Genomic DNA, 16,351 nt, shown 5'->3' on the forward strand with positions numbered 1-16,351 from the left:
CGGCCCCCCTGCAATCGACCTGAGGACCACACCCCATGTTCAGCGTCACCGACGAACTCAAGGACAACTATTCCGGCGTCTTCCAGAACCGGATCGGCTTCGGGCGGAAGGCCGCCGTCATCTCCATCGACTTCATCGACTTCTACACCCAGCCCGGCGCCCCCTTCTTCGGGCAGGGGGTGGTGGACGCGGTGATCGCCAGCGTGCCGCTCTACGCCGCTGCCCGCCGCGCCGGCCTGCCGGTCATCTACACCAAGGTCGTCTATGACGCGGCCGGGACCGAGGGCGGCATGTTCGTGAAGAAGATCCCGGCGTTGCGCGCCTTCACCGCCGACAACCCGCTGGCCGCGTTCGACGCCCGCGTGACGCCGGAGCCGCAGGACGTCGTGCTGGTCAAGCACCACTCCTCCGCCTTCTTCGGCACGCCGCTCAGCACCATGCTGCGCGTGATGGAGTGCGACACGGTGATCCTCACCGGCTGCTCGACCAGCGGCTGCGTGCGGGCGACGGCGGTGGACGCGGTGTCCCACGGCTTCCGCGTCATCGTCCCCGCCGAATGCGTGGGCGACCGCCACCAGTCCCCGCACGATTCCGCCCTGTTCGACATGAACGCCAAGTACGGCGACGTCCTGCCGGTGGCGGAGGTGATGGCCCACGTCGAAAAGCACGTCGCGGCCGTGGCCGCCTGATCACTCCCGACCGCCTTCCACCCCATCCGAACTGTATGGAGCGGTGGCGCGCCCGCGGCCGACCGGCGGGCGCGCCCCTGAGCAATCTGCCGACATGATGCCCCTTTCCAATCCCCTCCAGTGGTGCCTGCTGGTGGGGGCGACCCTCCTGTTCACCGCCCTTTTCATGGTGGCCGGCCTTCCCGGCGCGACGCTGCTCGGCCCCATGGCGGCGGCGATCCTGCTGGGGGTGCGCGGCGCCTCCATCGAGCTGCCCAAGCGCTTCTCCTGGCTGGCCCAGGCGCTGACGGGCGGCGTCGTCGCCCGCTCGATGGACGTGACCATCCTGCACGACGTGGCGCTGCACTGGTTTCCCATGCTGATGGCCCTGTCCACGATGCTGGCCGGCGCGGTGCTGGTCGGCTGGCTGCTGGAGCGGTCGGGCCGCTTTCCCGGCGGCACCGCCCTGTGGGGGACCATGCCGGGCGCCGCCCCGGCGATGATCGCCATGGCCGGCGATTTCGGCGGCGACCCGCGCTTCGTCGCGGTGATGCAGTATCTGCGGGTGATCGTGGTCGTCGTCCTGGCCTCGCTCGTCTGCCATTTCCTGCTGGGCAGCGTCCCTGTACCGATCGCCGTTCCCGGCGCCGTCCCTCCACCGTCCGCCTCCGTCGCCTCGACGCTGGCGCTGGTGGCGGTCGCGCTGGCCGGCGGCTGGGCCGGCACTGTGACGCGGCTTCCGGCGGGGGCGCTGCTGGGGCCGATTCTGCTCGGCGGCACCCTCAACATGACCGGGCTGGTCGTGCTGGACTCGCCGTCCTGGCTGATCGCCGTCGCCTTCACGATCATCGGCTGGACGACCGGCCTGCGCTTCCGGCGGGAGCTGCTGCGCGATCTGCTGGCGTCGGTCCCGCTGATGCTGCTGTCGACCTTCGGTCTGGTCGCGCTGTCGCTCGGCTCCGCCTGGCTGCTGGTCACGCTGACCGGCAAGGATCCGCTGACCGCCTATCTGGCGACCAGCCCCGGCGGGCTGGATTCTGTGGCGGTGGTGGCCCTGGGCAGTGCCGCCGACGTGCCCTTCATCCTGACCCTGCAGACGCTGCGGCTGTTCGGGACGATCCTGATGAGCGTTGTGCTTGTGCGAATCCTGCGCCGCCGATAGAACGCAATCCCTTGCCCCACAATTTTCCAACCGCCGGCGCCCGACGCCCCGGCCGGAGGACACCGTGACCCCGTTCACCGATGCGAAGGCGACCGGGACCTACCGGTCCGAACAGGTCGGCTCCATCATGACCGCTCTGCGCAACCGGGTGCTGGAGGGCAAGCTGCTCCCCGGCACCAAGCTGAAGGAGGCGGAGCTGGCCGCCCAGTTCGGCGTGTCGCGGACCCCGATCCGCGAGGCGCTGGTGGCGGCGGAGCGGGAAGGGCTGGTCACCTACGAGACCAACCGCGGCTACACGGTGCGGCAGTTCACCCGCCGCGACCTGCTGGAGAGCTACGAGATGCGCGCCCTGCTGGAGGGGCACGGCTGCCGCATCGTGGCGGAGCGCGGCCTGCCGCTCGACGTGGAGCGGGCGCTGCGCAACGGCCTCGACCGCGCCGAGGCGCTGATCGCCGGCGACAGCCCGCTGGAAGGGGAGGCGCTGGAGCAGTGGCGCCTGCTGAACCAGCGCTTCCACACCACCCTGATGGGGCTGGTGCCGAGCGGGCTGTTCAACCGCTCCTTCCAGACCGTCTACCGGGTCCCGAAGATCTACGACGTCCTCGAGATGGAAAAGGACGGCCCCACCCTGCGCCAATACAACGAGGAGCACCGCCGCATCCTCGACGCCATCGCCCGCCGCCAGAGCGGGCGCGTGGAGTTCCTGATGCGGGAGCATCTCCAGGGGCCGTGCGATCTGCTGCTCCGCCGGATGGAGGAAACGCCGGGCGGGTGAGGGGGGCCGTGCTGACGGTGCCCCCTCCCTAACCCTCCCCCGCTATCGCAGGGGAGGGGACCAATCTCCCTCCCCTGCGAAAGCGGGGGAGGGCCGGGCTGGGGGCAAGCCCCCCCATTTCATGCACCGCCCCACCCGGCATATACGCCGTCTATACGACAGACCCTCTTCCGCCCCCCTCGAATCTATACGCGCATCGGGCGCAGCCTGATCGTGCCGGACACAGCCGTGCCGGCATCCGATCCACGCTGACGCGCGCCCGGTTCCGCCCGGGTGCGCCCCGGAGAGCACCCATGCTGGACATCATCGCGCTGGCGATCACCGCGGCCTTCTTCGCCGCGTCCATCGCCTATGTGCACGCCTGCGACCGCTTGTGAGGGGGGCGGGCCATGATCGTCGAATACGCGCTCGGCGGCCTCGTCGCCGCCGGGCTGCTGGGCTACCTCGTGTACGCCCTGATCCGCCCCGAACGGTTCTGAGGAGACTCCCATGACCGTCAGCGGCTGGATTCACATCCTGCTCTTCGCCGCCCTCGTGGCCGCCGTGGCGCGCCCGCTCGGCGGCTACATGACGCGGCTGTTCAACGGAGAGCGCACGCTGCTCTCGCCGCTGCTCGGCCCCGTCGAGCGCGGGCTCTACCGCCTCGCCGGAGTGGACGCCAGGACGGAGCAGCATTGGGTGACCTACGCGGTCGCCATGCTGCTGTTCAACGTCGCCGGCCTGCTGCTGCTCTACGCGCTGCAGCGCCTCCAGGGCGTCCTGCCCCTGAACCCCACCGGCGTGGCGGGGGTGCCCGCCGATCTGGCCTTCAACACCGCCGCCAGCTTCGTCACCAACACGAACTGGCAGAATTACGGCGGCGAAAGCACGATGAGCCACCTCGTGCAGATGGCCGGGCTCACCGTGCAGAACTTCGTGTCGGCGGCGACCGGCATCGCGCTGGCCGTGGCGCTGGTCCGCGGCTTCACCCGCACCGGGGCGCGGACGGTCGGCAATTTCTGGACCGACCTGACCCGCGGCACGCTCTATCTCCTGCTGCCGCTCAGCCTGCTCTACGCGCTGTTCCTGGTGTGGCAGGGCGTGCCGCAGACGCTGGCCGGGACGGTGGATGCCACCACCCTGGACGGCGTCAAGCAGACCATCGCGCTCGGCCCCGTCGCCTCGCAGGAGGCGATCAAGATGCTGGGCACCAACGGCGGGGGCTTCTTCAACGCCAACTCCGCCCATCCCTTCGAGAATCCGAACGCCCTGACCAATCTGGTGCAGATGCTGTCGATCTTCGCCATCGGCGCCGGGCTGACCAACCTGTTCGGGCGCATGGCCGGGGACGAACGGCAGGGCTGGGCCATCCTGGCCGCCATGGGCCTGCTGTTCTTCATCGGCGTCGGCGTCGTCTATTGGGCGGAGGCCCAGGGCAACCCGGCCTTCGCCGCCCTCGGGCTGGACGGAAGCACCGGCAACATGGAGGGCAAGGAGACCCGCTTCGGCATCGCCATGAGCGCCCTGTTCGCCGCGGTGACCACGGCGGCCTCCTGCGGGGCGGTCAACGCCATGCACGACAGCTTCATGCCGCTGGGCGGCATGGTGCCGATGGTCAACATGATGCTGGGCGAGATCATCGTCGGCGGCGTCGGGGCCGGCCTCTACGGCATGCTGCTGTTCGCCATCGTCACCATGTTCGTCGCCGGTCTGATGGTCGGGCGCACGCCGGAGTATCTGGGCAAGAAGCTGGAGGCGAAGGAGGTCAAGATGACCATGCTCGCCGTGCTCTGCCTGCCGCTGATGATGCTGGGCGGCACGGCCTTCGCCGTGGTGCTGGACACCGGCCTCGCCTCCCTCGCCAACGCCGGGCCGCACGGCTTCTCGGAGGCGCTCTACGCCTACGTCTCGGCGGCGGCCAACAACGGCAGCGCCTTCGGCGGGCTGTCGGGCAACACGCTCTGGTACAACCTGACGCTGGCCGCCGGGATGCTGGTGGGCCGCTTCCTGGTCATCGTGCCGATGCTGGCGGTCGCCGGCTCGCTCGCCGCCAAGACGCGCAGCGCGGCCTCGGCCGGCACCTTCCCGACCCATGGCGGCCTGTTCGTCGGGCTTCTGGCCGGCGTCATCCTGATCGTCGGCGGTCTGACCTTCTTCCCGGCGCTCGCCCTCGGCCCGGTGGCCGAGCATCTGGCGATGCGCGCCGGCCTCCTCTTCTGACCGGGGACCATCCATGGACACCCATTCGAAAACCGCCACCCGGACTCCGGCCTCCACCCTGCTGGACCCGGCCATCCTCCTGCCCGCCGTCGCCGGATCCTTCCGCAAGCTCGACCCGCGGCTGATGGCCCGCAACCCGGTGATGTTCTGCGTGGAGGTGGTGGCGGCGCTGACCACGCTGCTGTTCCTGCGCGACGTCCTGGCCGGGGCCGGGGGCATCGGCTTCTCCCTGCAGATCGTGCTGTGGCTGTGGTTCACCCTGATCTTCGCCAACTTCGCGGAGGCGGTGGCGGAGGGCCGTGGCAAGGCCCAGGCGGCCAGCTTGCGCCGCACCCGCACCGAGACCACCGCCAAGCGGCTATCCGAGGGTGGAGACTGGCTGCCCGTTCCGGCCACCGCGCTGAAGCCCGGCGACCTCGTGCTGGTCGAGGCGGGCGACCTCATCCCCTCCGACGGCGAGGTGGTCGAGGGCGTCGCCTCCGTGAACGAGGCGGCGATCACCGGCGAATCCGCCCCGGTCGTCCGCGAATCCGGCGGCGACCGCTCCGCGGTGACCGGCGGCACGCAGGTGATCTCCGACTGGATCAAGGTGCGGATCACCGCCGCCCAGGGCAACACCTTCCTCGACCGCATGATCGGGCTGGTGGAAGGCGCGCAGCGGCAGAAGACGCCGAACGAGATCGCGCTGAACATTTTGCTGGCCGGCATGACGGTGATCTTCGTCATCGCCGTGGCGACCATCCCCAGCTTCGCCGCCTACGCCGGCGGGTCGGTCGGGGTGCTGGTCCTGGCGGCGCTGTTCGTCACGCTGATCCCGACCACCATCGGCGCGCTGCTGTCGGCCATCGGCATCGCCGGCATGGACCGTCTGGTGCGCTTCAACGTGCTCGCCATGTCGGGCCGGGCGGTGGAGGCGGCGGGCGACGTGGACACGCTGCTGCTCGACAAGACCGGCACCATCACGCTGGGCAACCGTCAGGCGGCGGAGTTCCTGCCGATCTCCGGGGTGGCCGACCGCGACCTCGCCGACGCCGCCCAGCTCGCCTCGCTGGCCGACGAGACGCCGGAGGGCCGCTCCATCGTCGTCCTGGCGAAGGAGAAGTACGGCATCCGCGCCCGCGACATGGCCGGTCTGCACGCCCAGTTCGTGCCCTTCACCGCCCAGACGCGGCTGAGCGGCATCGACAGCGACGGCGTGACGATCCGCAAGGGTGCGGTGGACGCCGTGCTGGCCCATGTGCGGGCCCTCGGGCACGGCGGCACCGCCGCCCAAGGCAACACCGTGACCGCGCTGCGCCCCGATCCCGCTGTGGACGCGGCGGTGCGCGAGGTGCAGGCCATCGCGGAGCGCGTCGCCAAGTCCGGCGGCACGCCGCTGGCCGTCGCCCGCGACGGCAGGCTGCTCGGCGTCATCCATCTGAAGGACATCGTCAAGGGCGGCATCCGGGAGCGCTTCGCGGCGCTGCGCCAGATGGGCATCAAGACGGTGATGATCACCGGCGACAACGCCATGACCGCCGCCGCCATCGCGGCGGAGGCCGGGGTGGACGACTTCCTGGCCCAGGCGACGCCGGAGATGAAGCTGCAGCTGATCCGCGACGAGCAGGCGCGGGGCAAGCTGGTCGCCATGTGCGGCGACGGCACCAACGACGCCCCGGCGCTGGCCCAGGCCGACGTCGGCGTGGCGATGAACACCGGCACCGTCGCCGCCCGCGAGGCCGGCAACATGGTCGATCTGGACAGCGACCCGACCAAGCTGATCGAGATCGTGGAGATCGGCAAGCAGCTGCTGATGACCCGCGGCGCCCTGACCACCTTCTCCATCGCCAACGACGTGGCGAAGTACTTCGCCATCATCCCGGCCATGTTCCTGGCCTTCTACCCGCAGCTCGGCGCGCTGAACGTGATGGGGCTGGCCAGCCCGGAGAGCGCCATCCTGTCGGCGATCATCTTCAACGCGCTGATCATCGTGGCGCTGATCCCGCTGGCGCTGCGCGGCGTCGCCTACCGCGCGGTGGGCGCGGCGCGGCTGCTCCGCCGGAACCTGCTGATCTACGGGCTGGGCGGCCTGATCGTGCCCTTCGTGGGGATCAAGCTGATCGACCTGCTCGTCAACGCCATCGGCCTCGTGTGAGGAATCCGCCATGATCAAGGAACTGCGTCCCGCCCTCGTCATGATCGCCGCGCTGACCGTGGTGACCGGGCTGGTCTACCCGCTGGCCGTCACCGGCATCGCCCAGGCCGTCTTCCCGCATCAGGCCAACGGCAGCCTGATCGAGCGGGACGGGACGGTCGTCGGCTCCGCCCTGATCGGCCAGAACGTCACGGGGGAGGGCTATTTCCACGGCCGGCCCTCGGCCACGCTGGGGCCGGACCCGGCCGACCCGTCGAAGAGCGTGCCGGCGCCCTACAACGCCGCGGCCTCCGGCGGCTCCAACCTCGGCCCGACCGCCCAGGCGCTGGCCGACCGGGTGCGGGAGGAGACGGAGCGGCTGAAGGCGGAGAATCCCAACGCCCCGGTGCCGGTCGAGCTGGTGACGACCTCGGCCAGCGGCCTCGACCCGCATCTGTCACCCGCCGCCGCCGACTTCCAGGTCCCCCGCATCGCCCGCGCCCGCGGCATCACGGAGGCCCAGGTCCGCGCCCTGGTCACCATGAACACCGAGTCGTCGCCCCTGGGACCGCTGGGGGAGCCGGTGGTGAACGTGCTGCGGCTCAATCTCGCCCTCGACGCCGCCACGGCGACGCATTAGCTGAAGGTCAACAGGCGGCCCCGTCCGCTCTCCCGTCCGCTCTCCCTTGCGGGCGGGGGAGGGGACGGGGCCGCCGATCCGTTCCGAAAGCCGCCCCCCGATGCCGAACGACCGAACCGCCGCCGTCACCCGGCCTTCGCCCGAAGCGCTTCTGCGCGAAGCGGCGCGGGAGGGGCGCGGGCGGCTGAAGCTGTTCCTGGGCGCCGCCCCCGGCGTCGGCAAGACCTACGAGATGCTGCTGACCGCCCAGGCCAAGCGGCGCGACGGGGTGGACGTTGTGGTCGGCGTGGTCGAAACCCATGGCCGGCGCGAGACCGAGGCGCTGCTCGCCGGCCTGACGGTCCTCCCCCGCCGCAAGGTCGAGTACAAGGGCCGCCGGCTCGACGAGATGGACCTCGACGCCATCCTCGCCCGCCACCCGGCCATCGTTCTGGTGGACGAGCTGGCCCACACGAACGCCCCCGGCAGCCGGCACGCCAAGCGCTACCTCGACGTCGAGGAGATCCTCGCCGCCGGGATCGACGTCTACACGACGATGAACATCCAGCATGTGGAGAGCCTGAACGACGTCGTCGCCCGGATCACCCGCGTCCGCGTGCGCGAGACGGTGCCGGATTCCATCCTCGACCGCGCCGACGACATCGAGGTCATCGACATCACGCCGGACGACCTGATCCAGAGGCTGAAGGACGGCAAGGTCTATGTCCCGCGCACCGCCGAGCGGGCCATCCGCCACTACTTCTCCCCCGGCAACCTGACGGCGCTGCGCGAGCTGGCGCTGCGCCGCACCGCCCAGCGGGTGGACGAGCAGCTTCTCACCCACATGCAGGCCCACGCCATCGCCGGCCCCTGGGCGGCGGGGGAGCGGCTGCTGGTCTGCGTGAACGAGGACCCGGCCTGCGCCGCCGTCGTCCGCTACGCCCGCCGTCAGGCGGACCGGCTGCGCGCCCATTGGACCGCGCTGCATGTGGAGACTCCGCGCAGCCTGCGCCTGAGCGAGGCCGAGCGGGACCGCATCGCCGACGCGCTGCGGCTGGTCGAGAAGCTGGGCGGCGAGGCGGTGACCATCCCCGGCGGCGACGTCGCCGGAACGGTGGTCGAGTATGCGCGGACCAACAACGTCGCCCACATCGTCATCGCCAAGTCCCACCGCGGCCCCTGGGCCGAGCTGCTGCGCAGCTCCATCGCCTTCCGGCTGATCCGGCAGGCCGGCGGCATCAGCGTCCACGTCATCGCCGACGACGCCGAGGAGCCGATCCCGCCCAAGACGGTGCGCACCGCGGCCCCCCGGCGCCCGGCGCTGTCCTGGTGGCCCTACGCCGCCGCCACCGGCTATGTCGCGCTGGCGCTGGGCGTCGGGGAGGTGCTTCAGCAGGTGCTCGACGTCAGCAACGTCGCGCTGGTCTTCCTGACGGCGGTGCTGACCAGCGCGGTGACCGGCGGGCTGGGGCCGTCGCTCTACGCCTGCGTCGCCAGCATCCTGGCCTTCAACTACTTCTTCCTGAACCCGCTCTACACCTTCTCCATCGCCGATCCGGAGAACATCGTCGCGCTGTTCTTCTTCGCGGTGGTCGCGGTGATCGCCAGCAACCTGACCGCCCGCGTGCGCGCCCAGGCCGTCACCGCCCGGCTGCGCGCCAAGACGACGGAGGATCTCTACGGCTTCAGCCGCAAGCTGGCCGGGGTGGTCACCATGGACGATCTGCTGTGGGCGACGGCCCACCAGATCGCGGCGATGCTGAAGGTGCATGTGGTCCTGCTGCTGCCCAGCGGCGACACCGTCACCGTCCGCGCCGGCTACCCGCCGGAGGACGAGCTGCGCGAGGCCGACCTCGCCGCCGCCGTCTGGGCGTGGGAGAACAACCGGCCCGCCGGGCGCGGCTCGGACACGCTGCCCGGCGCCAAGTGGCTGTTCCTTCCCCTGCGCACCGGGCGCGGCCCGGTCGGGGTGGTCGGCATCGACACCGACACCGCCCGCACCGGCAAGCCCGGCGCCCTGCTGACCCCGGACCAGCGCCGGCTGCTCGACGCGCTGACCGATCAGGCAGCCCTCGCCATCGAGCGCGTCACCCTGGCGGAGGACGTGGACCGCGCCCGTCTGGCCGCCGAGACGGAGCGGCTGCGCTCGGCCCTGCTCACCTCGATCTCCCACGACCTGCGGACGCCGCTGGCCTCCATCCTGGGATCGGCGACCAGCCTGACCGCCTACGGCGCCGGGATGGACGAGGCGTCGCGCCGCGATCTCGCCGCCACCATCCAGGAGGAGGCGGAGCGGCTGAACCGCTTCATCGCCAACCTGCTGGACATGACGCGGCTGGAATCGGGGGCCATCCGTCCGCGCACCGGCCCGGTCGATCTGGCCGAGACGGTGGGCAGCGCGCTGGGGCGGGCGGGCCGCATCCTGGCCGGGCACCGGGTGGACGTCGATCTGGCCGCCGACCTGCCGATGCTGCAGGCGGATGACGTGCTGTTCGAACAGGTTCTCTTCAATCTGCTGGACAACGCGGCCAAATACGCGCCAACAGGCTCGCGGATCGAGGTCGGGGCGGCGCGGGAGGATGGTCGGGTGCGCATCGAGGTGCGGGACGAGGGCGACGGCATCCCGGCGGCGGATGTCGAGCGGATCTTCGACAAGTTCTACCGCGTCCAGGCCCAGGACCGGCAGCGGGCCGGGACCGGGCTGGGGCTGGCGATCTGCCGCGGCTTCGTCGAGGCGATGGGCGGCACCATCGCCGCCGGCAACCGCAAGGACCGCTCCGGCGCCGTCTTCACCCTGACCATGCCCGCCGCCGCCGCCCTGCCCGGCCTTGATGAACCCGGCCTTGAGGAGCCCGGCCTTGAGCCAGGCGTTGAGGAGGAGGAGACGCCATGAGGTCGGACAGCCTGCCGCTGCGCGTCCTGGTGGTGGACGACGAGCCGCCGATCCGCCGCTTCCTGCGCACCACCCTGTCCGCCCAGGGCTACGACATCGCCGAGGCGGAGGACGGGGCGGGCGCGCTGGAGGCGGTGCGGCGGCGCCCGCCGGACCTGCTGGTGCTCGACCTCGGCCTGCCGGGGATCGGCGGGCTGGAGGTGATCCGCCGCCTGCGCGCCGACGGGGTGGCCGCCCCGATCATCGTGCTGTCCAGCCGGGCCGACGAGGCGGGGAAGGTGGAGGCGCTGGACCTCGGCGCCGACGATTATGTCACCAAGCCCTTCGGCATGGACGAGCTGCTGGCCCGCATCCGCGCCGCCCTGCGCCACCGCCTGCAGCAGCAGGGGGAGCGCCCGCTGTTCCGCAGCGGCGACCTCGCCGTCGATCTGGTCCGGCGGATCGTGACGGTTCGTGGCGCCGAGGTGAAGCTGTCGCCCCGCGAGTACGACCTGCTGCGCCTGCTGGTCGCCCATGCCGGCAAGGTGCTGACCCACCGCTTCATCCTGAAGGAGGTCTGGGGGGCCGACACCGACGTGCAGTATCTGCGCATCTACATCCGGCAGCTCCGCCAGAAGATCGAGGCGGAACCGGAACGCCCCTCGCACATCCTGACCGAGACCGGCGTCGGCTACCGGCTGCGCGCGCCCGACTGATCCCGCCCCACACCCGTTGCAACCCACCGCTGCACGCTAAACCTGCTGCGCCCCGGTTGGATTCGTGCGACAGAAGCCCCAGGGCCGCTGTTTCAAGCGCAAGCCCCAAGAAAAGAGATGACCGCACACCGCAACTGAGCCCAACCGAAGCCTTCGAAGAGATTTTTATATGGAAAGCGTCGATCTCTGGTCGCAGCTCACCGCCCTTGGGCAGGTGGTCGCCATCGACCTCGTTCTGGCCGGCGACAACGCCATCGTGGTCGGCATGGCCGCCGCCGCCGTTCCCCAGGAGCAGCGCCGCAAGGTGATCTTCTGGGGCATCGGCGCCGCCATCATCCTGCGCATCTTCTTCGCCCTGATCACCACGCAGCTTCTCGCCATCATCGGGCTGACCCTGGCCGGCGGCGTGCTGCTGCTCTGGGTGTGCTGGAAGATGTACCGCGAGCTGCGCTCCGGAGGCGCGGACGAGGTGACGCCCGACGAGGCGCTGGCCGCGAACGGCTCCGGGGACGCCGCGGTCGGCGCGGCGGTGGCGACGACCACCTTCGGCGCGGCGGTCTGGCAGATCGTGGTGGCCGACGTGTCGATGTCGCTCGACAACGTGCTGGCGGTGGCCGGTGCGGCCAAGGACCACCCGACGGTCCTGGTCATCGGCCTGCTGCTGTCGGTCATCCTGATGGGCGCCGCGGCCAACATGATCGCCCACATCCTGCACAAGCACCGCTGGATCGGCTGGATCGGCCTCGCCATCATCACCTACGTGGCGCTCGACATGATCTGGCGCGGTGGCAACGAGGTCCTGACCCAGGCCCATCTGCTCTGACAGCCCATCCGCTCTGACAATCGAGAAACCCCCGCCGAGAAACCCCCGCCCCTCCGGCGGGGGTTTCTCTTCAGGCGCCCGCCCCCTCCAGCACCGCCCGCAAATCCTCCTGGCGGCGGACGGTCCGCACCCCCAGCGTGCCGTCGCGGCCCCGGATCGCCACATCCCGGCGCTCCAGATTCTCCAAACCCCGGAGCCCGGCCAGCTCGGCCGCCGCGTCGGAGAAGACCACGGTGGCGCCCAGCGTCTTGGTCATCTCCTCCAGCCTTGCGGCGACGTTGCCGGTGTCGCCGATGAACTGGAGCGATCCGTCCTCCGAACAGGCCACCGCCCCGACCACGGCGAGGCCGGAATGCACCCCGGCCCCGAAGGCCAAGGGCTGGTCCAGCTCCTCCGCGAGATCGCGGCTCAGCACCTCGATGTCGCGCCACAGGTCGGCGGTGGCGCGCAGCGCGCTGGCCGCCGCCGCCGTGGGGTCCTCCTCGTTGGCGAACATGCCCATCACCCCGTCGCCGGCGATGGCGATGACGTAGCCGCCGTGCTTCCGGATCGCGTCGGTGACCACCTGGACGTAGCGGGTGACAATGAACAGCGCGTCGAAGGGCAGCCGCTCCGCCGCCAGCGAGGTCGATCCCCGCAAATCCACGAACAGGGCGGTGATCGCCAGCTCGCGCCCGCTGTCCATGGGGGCGGTGACGGCGAAGGTGCGGCCGTTGTCCCGCGCCGACAGCAGCGGCGTCACCGACAGCGGCGCCACCGGGCGGAGCTGGCAGGCGAGGCGGACGGCGGGCGGCGCCTTCATCCGCTCCAGCACCGCCCGTTCCGTGGCGTTGGGCGGCGGCAGGGCATCCGCCCCCTCGGTCACGCGGATGCGGCAGGTGGAGCAGCGCCCCCGCCCGCCGCACAGCGCGGTGTGCGGGATGCCGTTGGCCCGGCTGGCCTCCAGCACCGAGGTGCCGCGCGGGACGGTCACCGCGCGCCCGCCGGGATAGGCGATGCGCACGGGGCTGGTCGCCCGCGCCCGCCAGTTGCGGTACTGCCGCATCCCCAGCGTGCCGACCAGCAGCAGGACGTAGGTGTTGAACACGCCGCCGCTGATCGCGGCCAGCGCGGCGCGGTTCTCCGCCTCCGGCGTGCCGGCGGGGGGCGGGCGGAACTGCTCCAGATAGGCGGGATCGGCAGCGCCGCGGCGCTCGGCGTCCCAGCCGGCGTTGACGATCCCGGCCAGCGCCAGCAGCGGCAGCAGCATGGCGAAGGCGCCGAGCAGCGAGGCCCGCTGCCGGTACCAGGGTTTCGTCATCAGCCAGCCCCGCACCCCGATGCAGCCGTGTATCCACACGATCACCAGGAGCAGGAGCTGGCGCCACAGCAGGGTTTCCGGCGCGGTGATCCAGTAGAGGACGATCGCCCGCGGGTAGGTCAGCGGGTCGTTGTAGAGGTCGTCCGACAGCATGCCCGCCATGCCGTGGGGGATCAGCAGCAGCGGGATGCACAGCCCCAGCCCCAGCTGCCACGCCTCCCCGGCGGGCATGCGCAGGTGGCGCCGCCGGTACAGCGCCCACAGCCCCAGCCCGGCGTGGGTGACGAAGGAGCCGGCGAGGAGCGCCTGTCCGGGCAGCGTGTCCCAGACCCACAGCAGGGTGCCGCGCGCCACCTCCATCGCCGGAAGCAGCAGCAGCCCGGCGGCGTGGGCGAGGAAATGGGTGATGACGAAGGTGAACAGCGTCAGGCCGGTGAACAGGCGCAACGGGCGTTCGATCCGGCGCTTCATGAACGGTTCCGGGCGGCGATGGGACGTTCGTTCATGTCGGTCGGCGGTCTCGGGCTGTGGATGTCGGCTTCGGCGTGGCGTCCCTTGGCATCCTATGAGATCATCCCGCGCCATGCCACAGCCGGACACCCACACCCGTTCATGAGGCGCCGGACCGAAACGCTGGCCGGGGCGGCGCTGTTCCGCTCCCTCTCCCCCGACGAGCTGCGGGCGCTGGAGGACCGCTGCGTCTGGCGCCGGGTGGAGGCCGGGCAATGGATCATCGATTTCGAGGATGAGGGGACCGACGTCTTCGTCGTCGCCGCCGGTCTGGTCCGGGTGACCATCCGCGCGATCTCCGGGCGGACGGTGATCCTGCGCGACATCCCCGCCGGTGAATTCTTCGGCGAGTTGGCGGCCATCGACGGCAAGGCCCGCTCCGCCGGCATCGTCGCCGTGACCAACGCCACGGTCGCCTGCATGCCCGCCCCGCTGTTCCGCGACTGCATCCACCGCCACCCCGACGTCTGCGACCAGGTGATGGTCCTGCTGGCCGGGGAGATCCGGAAGCTCGCCACGCGGGTGAACGAGTTCAACACGCTGGACGTGCGCCACCGCATCTACGCCGAGCTGCTGCGGCTGGCCCGGCCCGACGGGCGGGGGGAGCACAGCGCCACCATCTCCCCGCCGCCGCCCCACGCCGACCTCGCCGCCCGCGTCAGCACCCGGCGCGAGGCGGTCTCGCGGGAGCTGAGCGCCCTGGAGCGCGACGGGCTTCTGGAGAAGCGGCGGGGGGCGCTGCTCCTGCTCGACACCCGCCGCCTGCGGGACCGGGTCCGGCAGGCGGCGGAGGAGGATTGAGGGCTTAGCTCTTCACCGCCTCGGACTCGATGATGATCTGGATGTCGTCGCCGATGTTCGGCACGCCGTACTTCATGCCGAAGTCGGAGCGCTTGATCGTGCCGCGGGCGGAGAAGCCGACCGTCTCCATCTTGCTGGCCGGGCTGACGCCGTCCTTGTTGAAGGCCACGTCGAGGACCACCGGCTTGGTGACGCCCAGCAGGGTCAGGTCGCCGTGCAGCTTGCCGGTCTTGTCGCCGGTCGTCTCGATCTTCGTGCTCTTGAAGGTCATCTTCGGGAACTCCTTCGCGTTGAAGAAGTCCGGCGACTTCAGGTGCTCGTCGCGCTTGGCGTGGTTGGTGTCGACGCTGGTGGTGTCGATGGTCACCGACAGGCTGCTCTTGTCCGCGGCGTCCTTGTCGAAGGACAGCTCGCCGGCCACCGTGTTGAAGCGGCCCACGGCCTTGGAGAAGCCCAGATGGTCGACGATGAAGACCACCGCGGTGTGGGCCGGGTCCAGCTTGTAGGCGACCGGGGCGGCCTGGACGGTCATCGGCAGGGCGACGAGGGCGGACAGGGCGGCGGTGGCGAGAAGACGCTTCATGAGTCGGAAGTCCTTTGTTCGGATGGAACGGGATAAATGGGGTGGGTCAGTAGCCGGACACGTCGGAACCGGCGGAGAGCAGGAAGGCGACGCCCACGGCGGCGGCGGCCGGCACCAGGGCGAGGACGGTCAGCGCCACGGTGCCCATGGCCCGTCCCGCGGCGGTGCGCGGCAGGGGCAGCCGGTCGCGCAGCCGGTCGGCGAAGAAGGCCGGCAGGACGAGCAGCAGGGCTTCGGCGTGGGCGGAGGAGAAGAAGGTCAGGGTGGCGGCCAGCAGGACCAGGATGCCCAGCGCCGCCTGACCGGCGTTGCCCCAGGCGTGGCGCTCCACCGGCCAGTTCCACAGCAGCAGGCCGCCGGTGGCCGCGGCCAGCGCGAAGGCGAGCTGGGCGACGGAGGCCGAGGCGCCGACCAGCGCCACCCCGCCCACCGCCACCGCGGCGGCCAGCAGGGCGACTCCGGGCGTCGCCACCCCTTCGCCCTCGCCGGCGGTGCGCGTCAGGGCGATCCAGCCACCGGCCAGCAGCAGGACGGCGGCGGTGATGGTGTCGAGGCTGCCCGGCAGCACCGGCAGGGCGATCCACAGCAGCGCCACCGTCACCCAGGCGCCGAGCAGCCAGGTTCCGCGGCGGCGGTCGATCCCGGCGAGGTCGGCGCCGACGCCGATGACCAGACCGGCCACCGCGCTCCAGAACAGGCGGCCCATGCTGGAGGGCGGGGGCAGGGCGGGCAGGCCGACGATCAGCGCGTAGGCCGCCAGGAAGGCGGCGGCAACACCCGCCGCCGCCAACCGGGGACCCCGCGTGCGCCCGCCGGCGAGACGGACCACACCGACGGCGGCGACACCGACCACCAGGGGAAACAGGGCGGTCTGCACCACAAGATCATCGAGCAGAGCCATCGTCGGAACACTCCAAGCCGCAGGAAACGGGACGCGGGGCGGAGCCTGCCGGGATGGAACGGTCAGGCCAGCGCTTCGCGGCGCGGCTGGAGAGTGCCGTCACGGCCCGCCGACACCTGTGCGAAAACGCACATCGCGAACGCGGTGTGACCGGGTTTTGAGGATGCCCGACGCTGTTGGAGCCGAACGTCGGCTCAGCTCGTGCGTTCCATCCGTGCTGGGTTGGAGGACGGACGCCAGTTTGCAAAAGGTTCGTGCTGCCCCCTGGACAGCCAGTTGCGTGTGTCGGTTCACCACCAATTGCGAACA

Annotated in this window: 14 protein-coding genes; 11 read left to right on the forward strand and 3 right to left on the reverse strand. The window is 71.1% G+C overall.

What is annotated here, in order from left to right:
- Positions 1-35: 35 nt before the first annotated feature.
- The 10 genes from TSH58p_RS02335 to TSH58p_RS02380 all read left to right on the forward strand — a co-directional run bounded on the left by TSH58p_RS02335 (position 36) and on the right by TSH58p_RS02380 (position 11,947).
- The gene (locus TSH58p_RS02335) at positions 36-689 is read left to right on the forward strand and encodes an isochorismatase family protein (RefSeq protein WP_109068735.1); all 654 of its coding nucleotides are present in this window, start codon (positions 36-38) and stop codon (positions 687-689) included.
- Positions 690-783: 94 nt separating this feature from the next.
- On the forward strand, positions 784-1,830 hold the full coding sequence (locus TSH58p_RS02340; protein ID WP_109068734.1) for an AbrB family transcriptional regulator: 1,047 nt from the start codon (positions 784-786) through the stop codon (positions 1,828-1,830).
- A gap of 64 nt (positions 1,831-1,894) precedes the next feature.
- Entirely contained in the window at positions 1,895-2,605 is a 711-nt protein-coding gene (locus tag TSH58p_RS02345; protein ID WP_247873886.1) for a GntR family transcriptional regulator, read from the forward strand.
- A gap of 389 nt (positions 2,606-2,994) precedes the next feature.
- On the forward strand, positions 2,995-3,084 hold the full coding sequence (locus TSH58p_RS02350; protein WP_109068733.1) for a K(+)-transporting ATPase subunit F: 90 nt from the start codon (positions 2,995-2,997) through the stop codon (positions 3,082-3,084).
- 10 nt (positions 3,085-3,094) lie between these two features.
- Entirely contained in the window at positions 3,095-4,804 is a 1,710-nt protein-coding gene (gene kdpA / locus TSH58p_RS02355; protein ID WP_109068732.1) for a potassium-transporting ATPase subunit KdpA, read from the forward strand.
- 13 nt (positions 4,805-4,817) lie between these two features.
- Positions 4,818-6,938 carry a potassium-transporting ATPase subunit KdpB gene (kdpB, locus tag TSH58p_RS02360; RefSeq protein WP_109068731.1) on the forward strand — a complete coding sequence of 707 codons (2,121 nt, stop codon included), beginning with the start codon at positions 4,818-4,820 and terminating at the stop codon, positions 6,936-6,938.
- A 10-nt stretch (positions 6,939-6,948) separates the two neighbouring features.
- Positions 6,949-7,557 (forward strand): K(+)-transporting ATPase subunit C, encoded by a 609-nt coding sequence (locus tag TSH58p_RS02365; RefSeq protein WP_109068730.1) that lies wholly within the window; start codon positions 6,949-6,951, stop codon positions 7,555-7,557.
- Between the two features lie 100 nt (positions 7,558-7,657).
- Positions 7,658-10,429 carry a sensor histidine kinase KdpD gene (locus TSH58p_RS02370; protein ID WP_109068729.1) on the forward strand — a complete coding sequence of 924 codons (2,772 nt, stop codon included), beginning with the start codon at positions 7,658-7,660 and terminating at the stop codon, positions 10,427-10,429.
- The gene (locus TSH58p_RS02375) at positions 10,426-11,124 is read left to right on the forward strand and encodes a response regulator (protein ID WP_109068728.1); all 699 of its coding nucleotides are present in this window, start codon (positions 10,426-10,428) and stop codon (positions 11,122-11,124) included. The genes TSH58p_RS02370 and TSH58p_RS02375 overlap by 4 nt, the downstream gene beginning before the upstream one ends.
- Before the next feature lie 169 nt (positions 11,125-11,293).
- Positions 11,294-11,947, forward strand: coding sequence for a TerC family protein (locus TSH58p_RS02380; protein ID WP_109068727.1), 654 nt, complete (start codon positions 11,294-11,296; stop codon positions 11,945-11,947).
- A gap of 70 nt (positions 11,948-12,017) precedes the next feature.
- On the opposite strand, the gene TSH58p_RS02385 is transcribed toward TSH58p_RS02380, so the two are convergent.
- The gene (locus tag TSH58p_RS02385) at positions 12,018-13,718 is read right to left on the reverse strand and encodes an adenylate/guanylate cyclase domain-containing protein (protein WP_109068726.1); all 1,701 of its coding nucleotides are present in this window, start codon (positions 13,716-13,718) and stop codon (positions 12,018-12,020) included.
- A 141-nt stretch (positions 13,719-13,859) separates the two neighbouring features.
- Between TSH58p_RS02385 and TSH58p_RS02390 the strand changes: the two genes are divergently transcribed.
- A complete protein-coding gene (locus TSH58p_RS02390; RefSeq protein ID WP_109068725.1) occupies positions 13,860-14,558 on the forward strand; it encodes a Crp/Fnr family transcriptional regulator in 699 nt (232 codons plus the stop codon).
- A gap of 4 nt (positions 14,559-14,562) precedes the next feature.
- On the opposite strand, the gene TSH58p_RS02395 is transcribed toward TSH58p_RS02390, so the two are convergent.
- Positions 14,563-15,141, reverse strand: a complete 579-nt coding sequence (locus TSH58p_RS02395; protein WP_109068724.1) for a YceI family protein — start codon at positions 15,139-15,141, stop codon at positions 14,563-14,565.
- 46 nt (positions 15,142-15,187) lie between these two features.
- The gene (locus TSH58p_RS02400) at positions 15,188-16,042 is read right to left on the reverse strand and encodes a hypothetical protein (RefSeq protein ID WP_109068723.1); all 855 of its coding nucleotides are present in this window, start codon (positions 16,040-16,042) and stop codon (positions 15,188-15,190) included.
- Positions 16,043-16,351: the final 309 nt, after the last annotated feature.

The sequence above is a fragment of the Azospirillum sp. TSH58 genome (genome assembly GCF_003119115.1).
In the GTDB taxonomy this organism is placed as follows: domain Bacteria; phylum Pseudomonadota; class Alphaproteobacteria; order Azospirillales; family Azospirillaceae; genus Azospirillum.

What these genes read in the sequence shown, in the direction of transcription:
- TSH58p_RS02335 (WP_109068735.1), top strand. Translation starts at nt 36, where the DNA reads ATGTTCAGCGTCACCGACGAACTCAAGGACAACTATTCCGGCGTCTTC.
- TSH58p_RS02340 (WP_109068734.1), top strand. Translation starts at nt 784, where the DNA reads ATGATGCCCCTTTCCAATCCCCTCCAGTGGTGCCTGCTGGTGGGGGCG.
- TSH58p_RS02350 (WP_109068733.1), top strand. Translation starts at nt 2,995, where the DNA reads ATGATCGTCGAATACGCGCTCGGCGGCCTCGTCGCCGCCGGGCTGCTG.
- kdpA (WP_109068732.1), top strand. Translation starts at nt 3,095, where the DNA reads ATGACCGTCAGCGGCTGGATTCACATCCTGCTCTTCGCCGCCCTCGTG.
- kdpB (WP_109068731.1), top strand. Translation starts at nt 4,818, where the DNA reads ATGGACACCCATTCGAAAACCGCCACCCGGACTCCGGCCTCCACCCTG.
- TSH58p_RS02365 (WP_109068730.1), top strand. Translation starts at nt 6,949, where the DNA reads ATGATCAAGGAACTGCGTCCCGCCCTCGTCATGATCGCCGCGCTGACC.
- TSH58p_RS02370 (WP_109068729.1), top strand. Translation starts at nt 7,658, where the DNA reads ATGCCGAACGACCGAACCGCCGCCGTCACCCGGCCTTCGCCCGAAGCG.
- TSH58p_RS02375 (WP_109068728.1), top strand. Translation starts at nt 10,426, where the DNA reads ATGAGGTCGGACAGCCTGCCGCTGCGCGTCCTGGTGGTGGACGACGAG.
- TSH58p_RS02380 (WP_109068727.1), top strand. Translation starts at nt 11,294, where the DNA reads ATGGAAAGCGTCGATCTCTGGTCGCAGCTCACCGCCCTTGGGCAGGTG.
- TSH58p_RS02385 (WP_109068726.1), bottom strand. Translation starts at nt 13,718, where the DNA reads ATGAAGCGCCGGATCGAACGCCCGTTGCGCCTGTTCACCGGCCTGACG.
- TSH58p_RS02390 (WP_109068725.1), top strand. Translation starts at nt 13,860, where the DNA reads ATGAGGCGCCGGACCGAAACGCTGGCCGGGGCGGCGCTGTTCCGCTCC.
- TSH58p_RS02395 (WP_109068724.1), bottom strand. Translation starts at nt 15,141, where the DNA reads ATGAAGCGTCTTCTCGCCACCGCCGCCCTGTCCGCCCTCGTCGCCCTG.
- TSH58p_RS02400 (WP_109068723.1), bottom strand. Translation starts at nt 16,042, where the DNA reads ATGGCTCTGCTCGATGATCTTGTGGTGCAGACCGCCCTGTTTCCCCTG.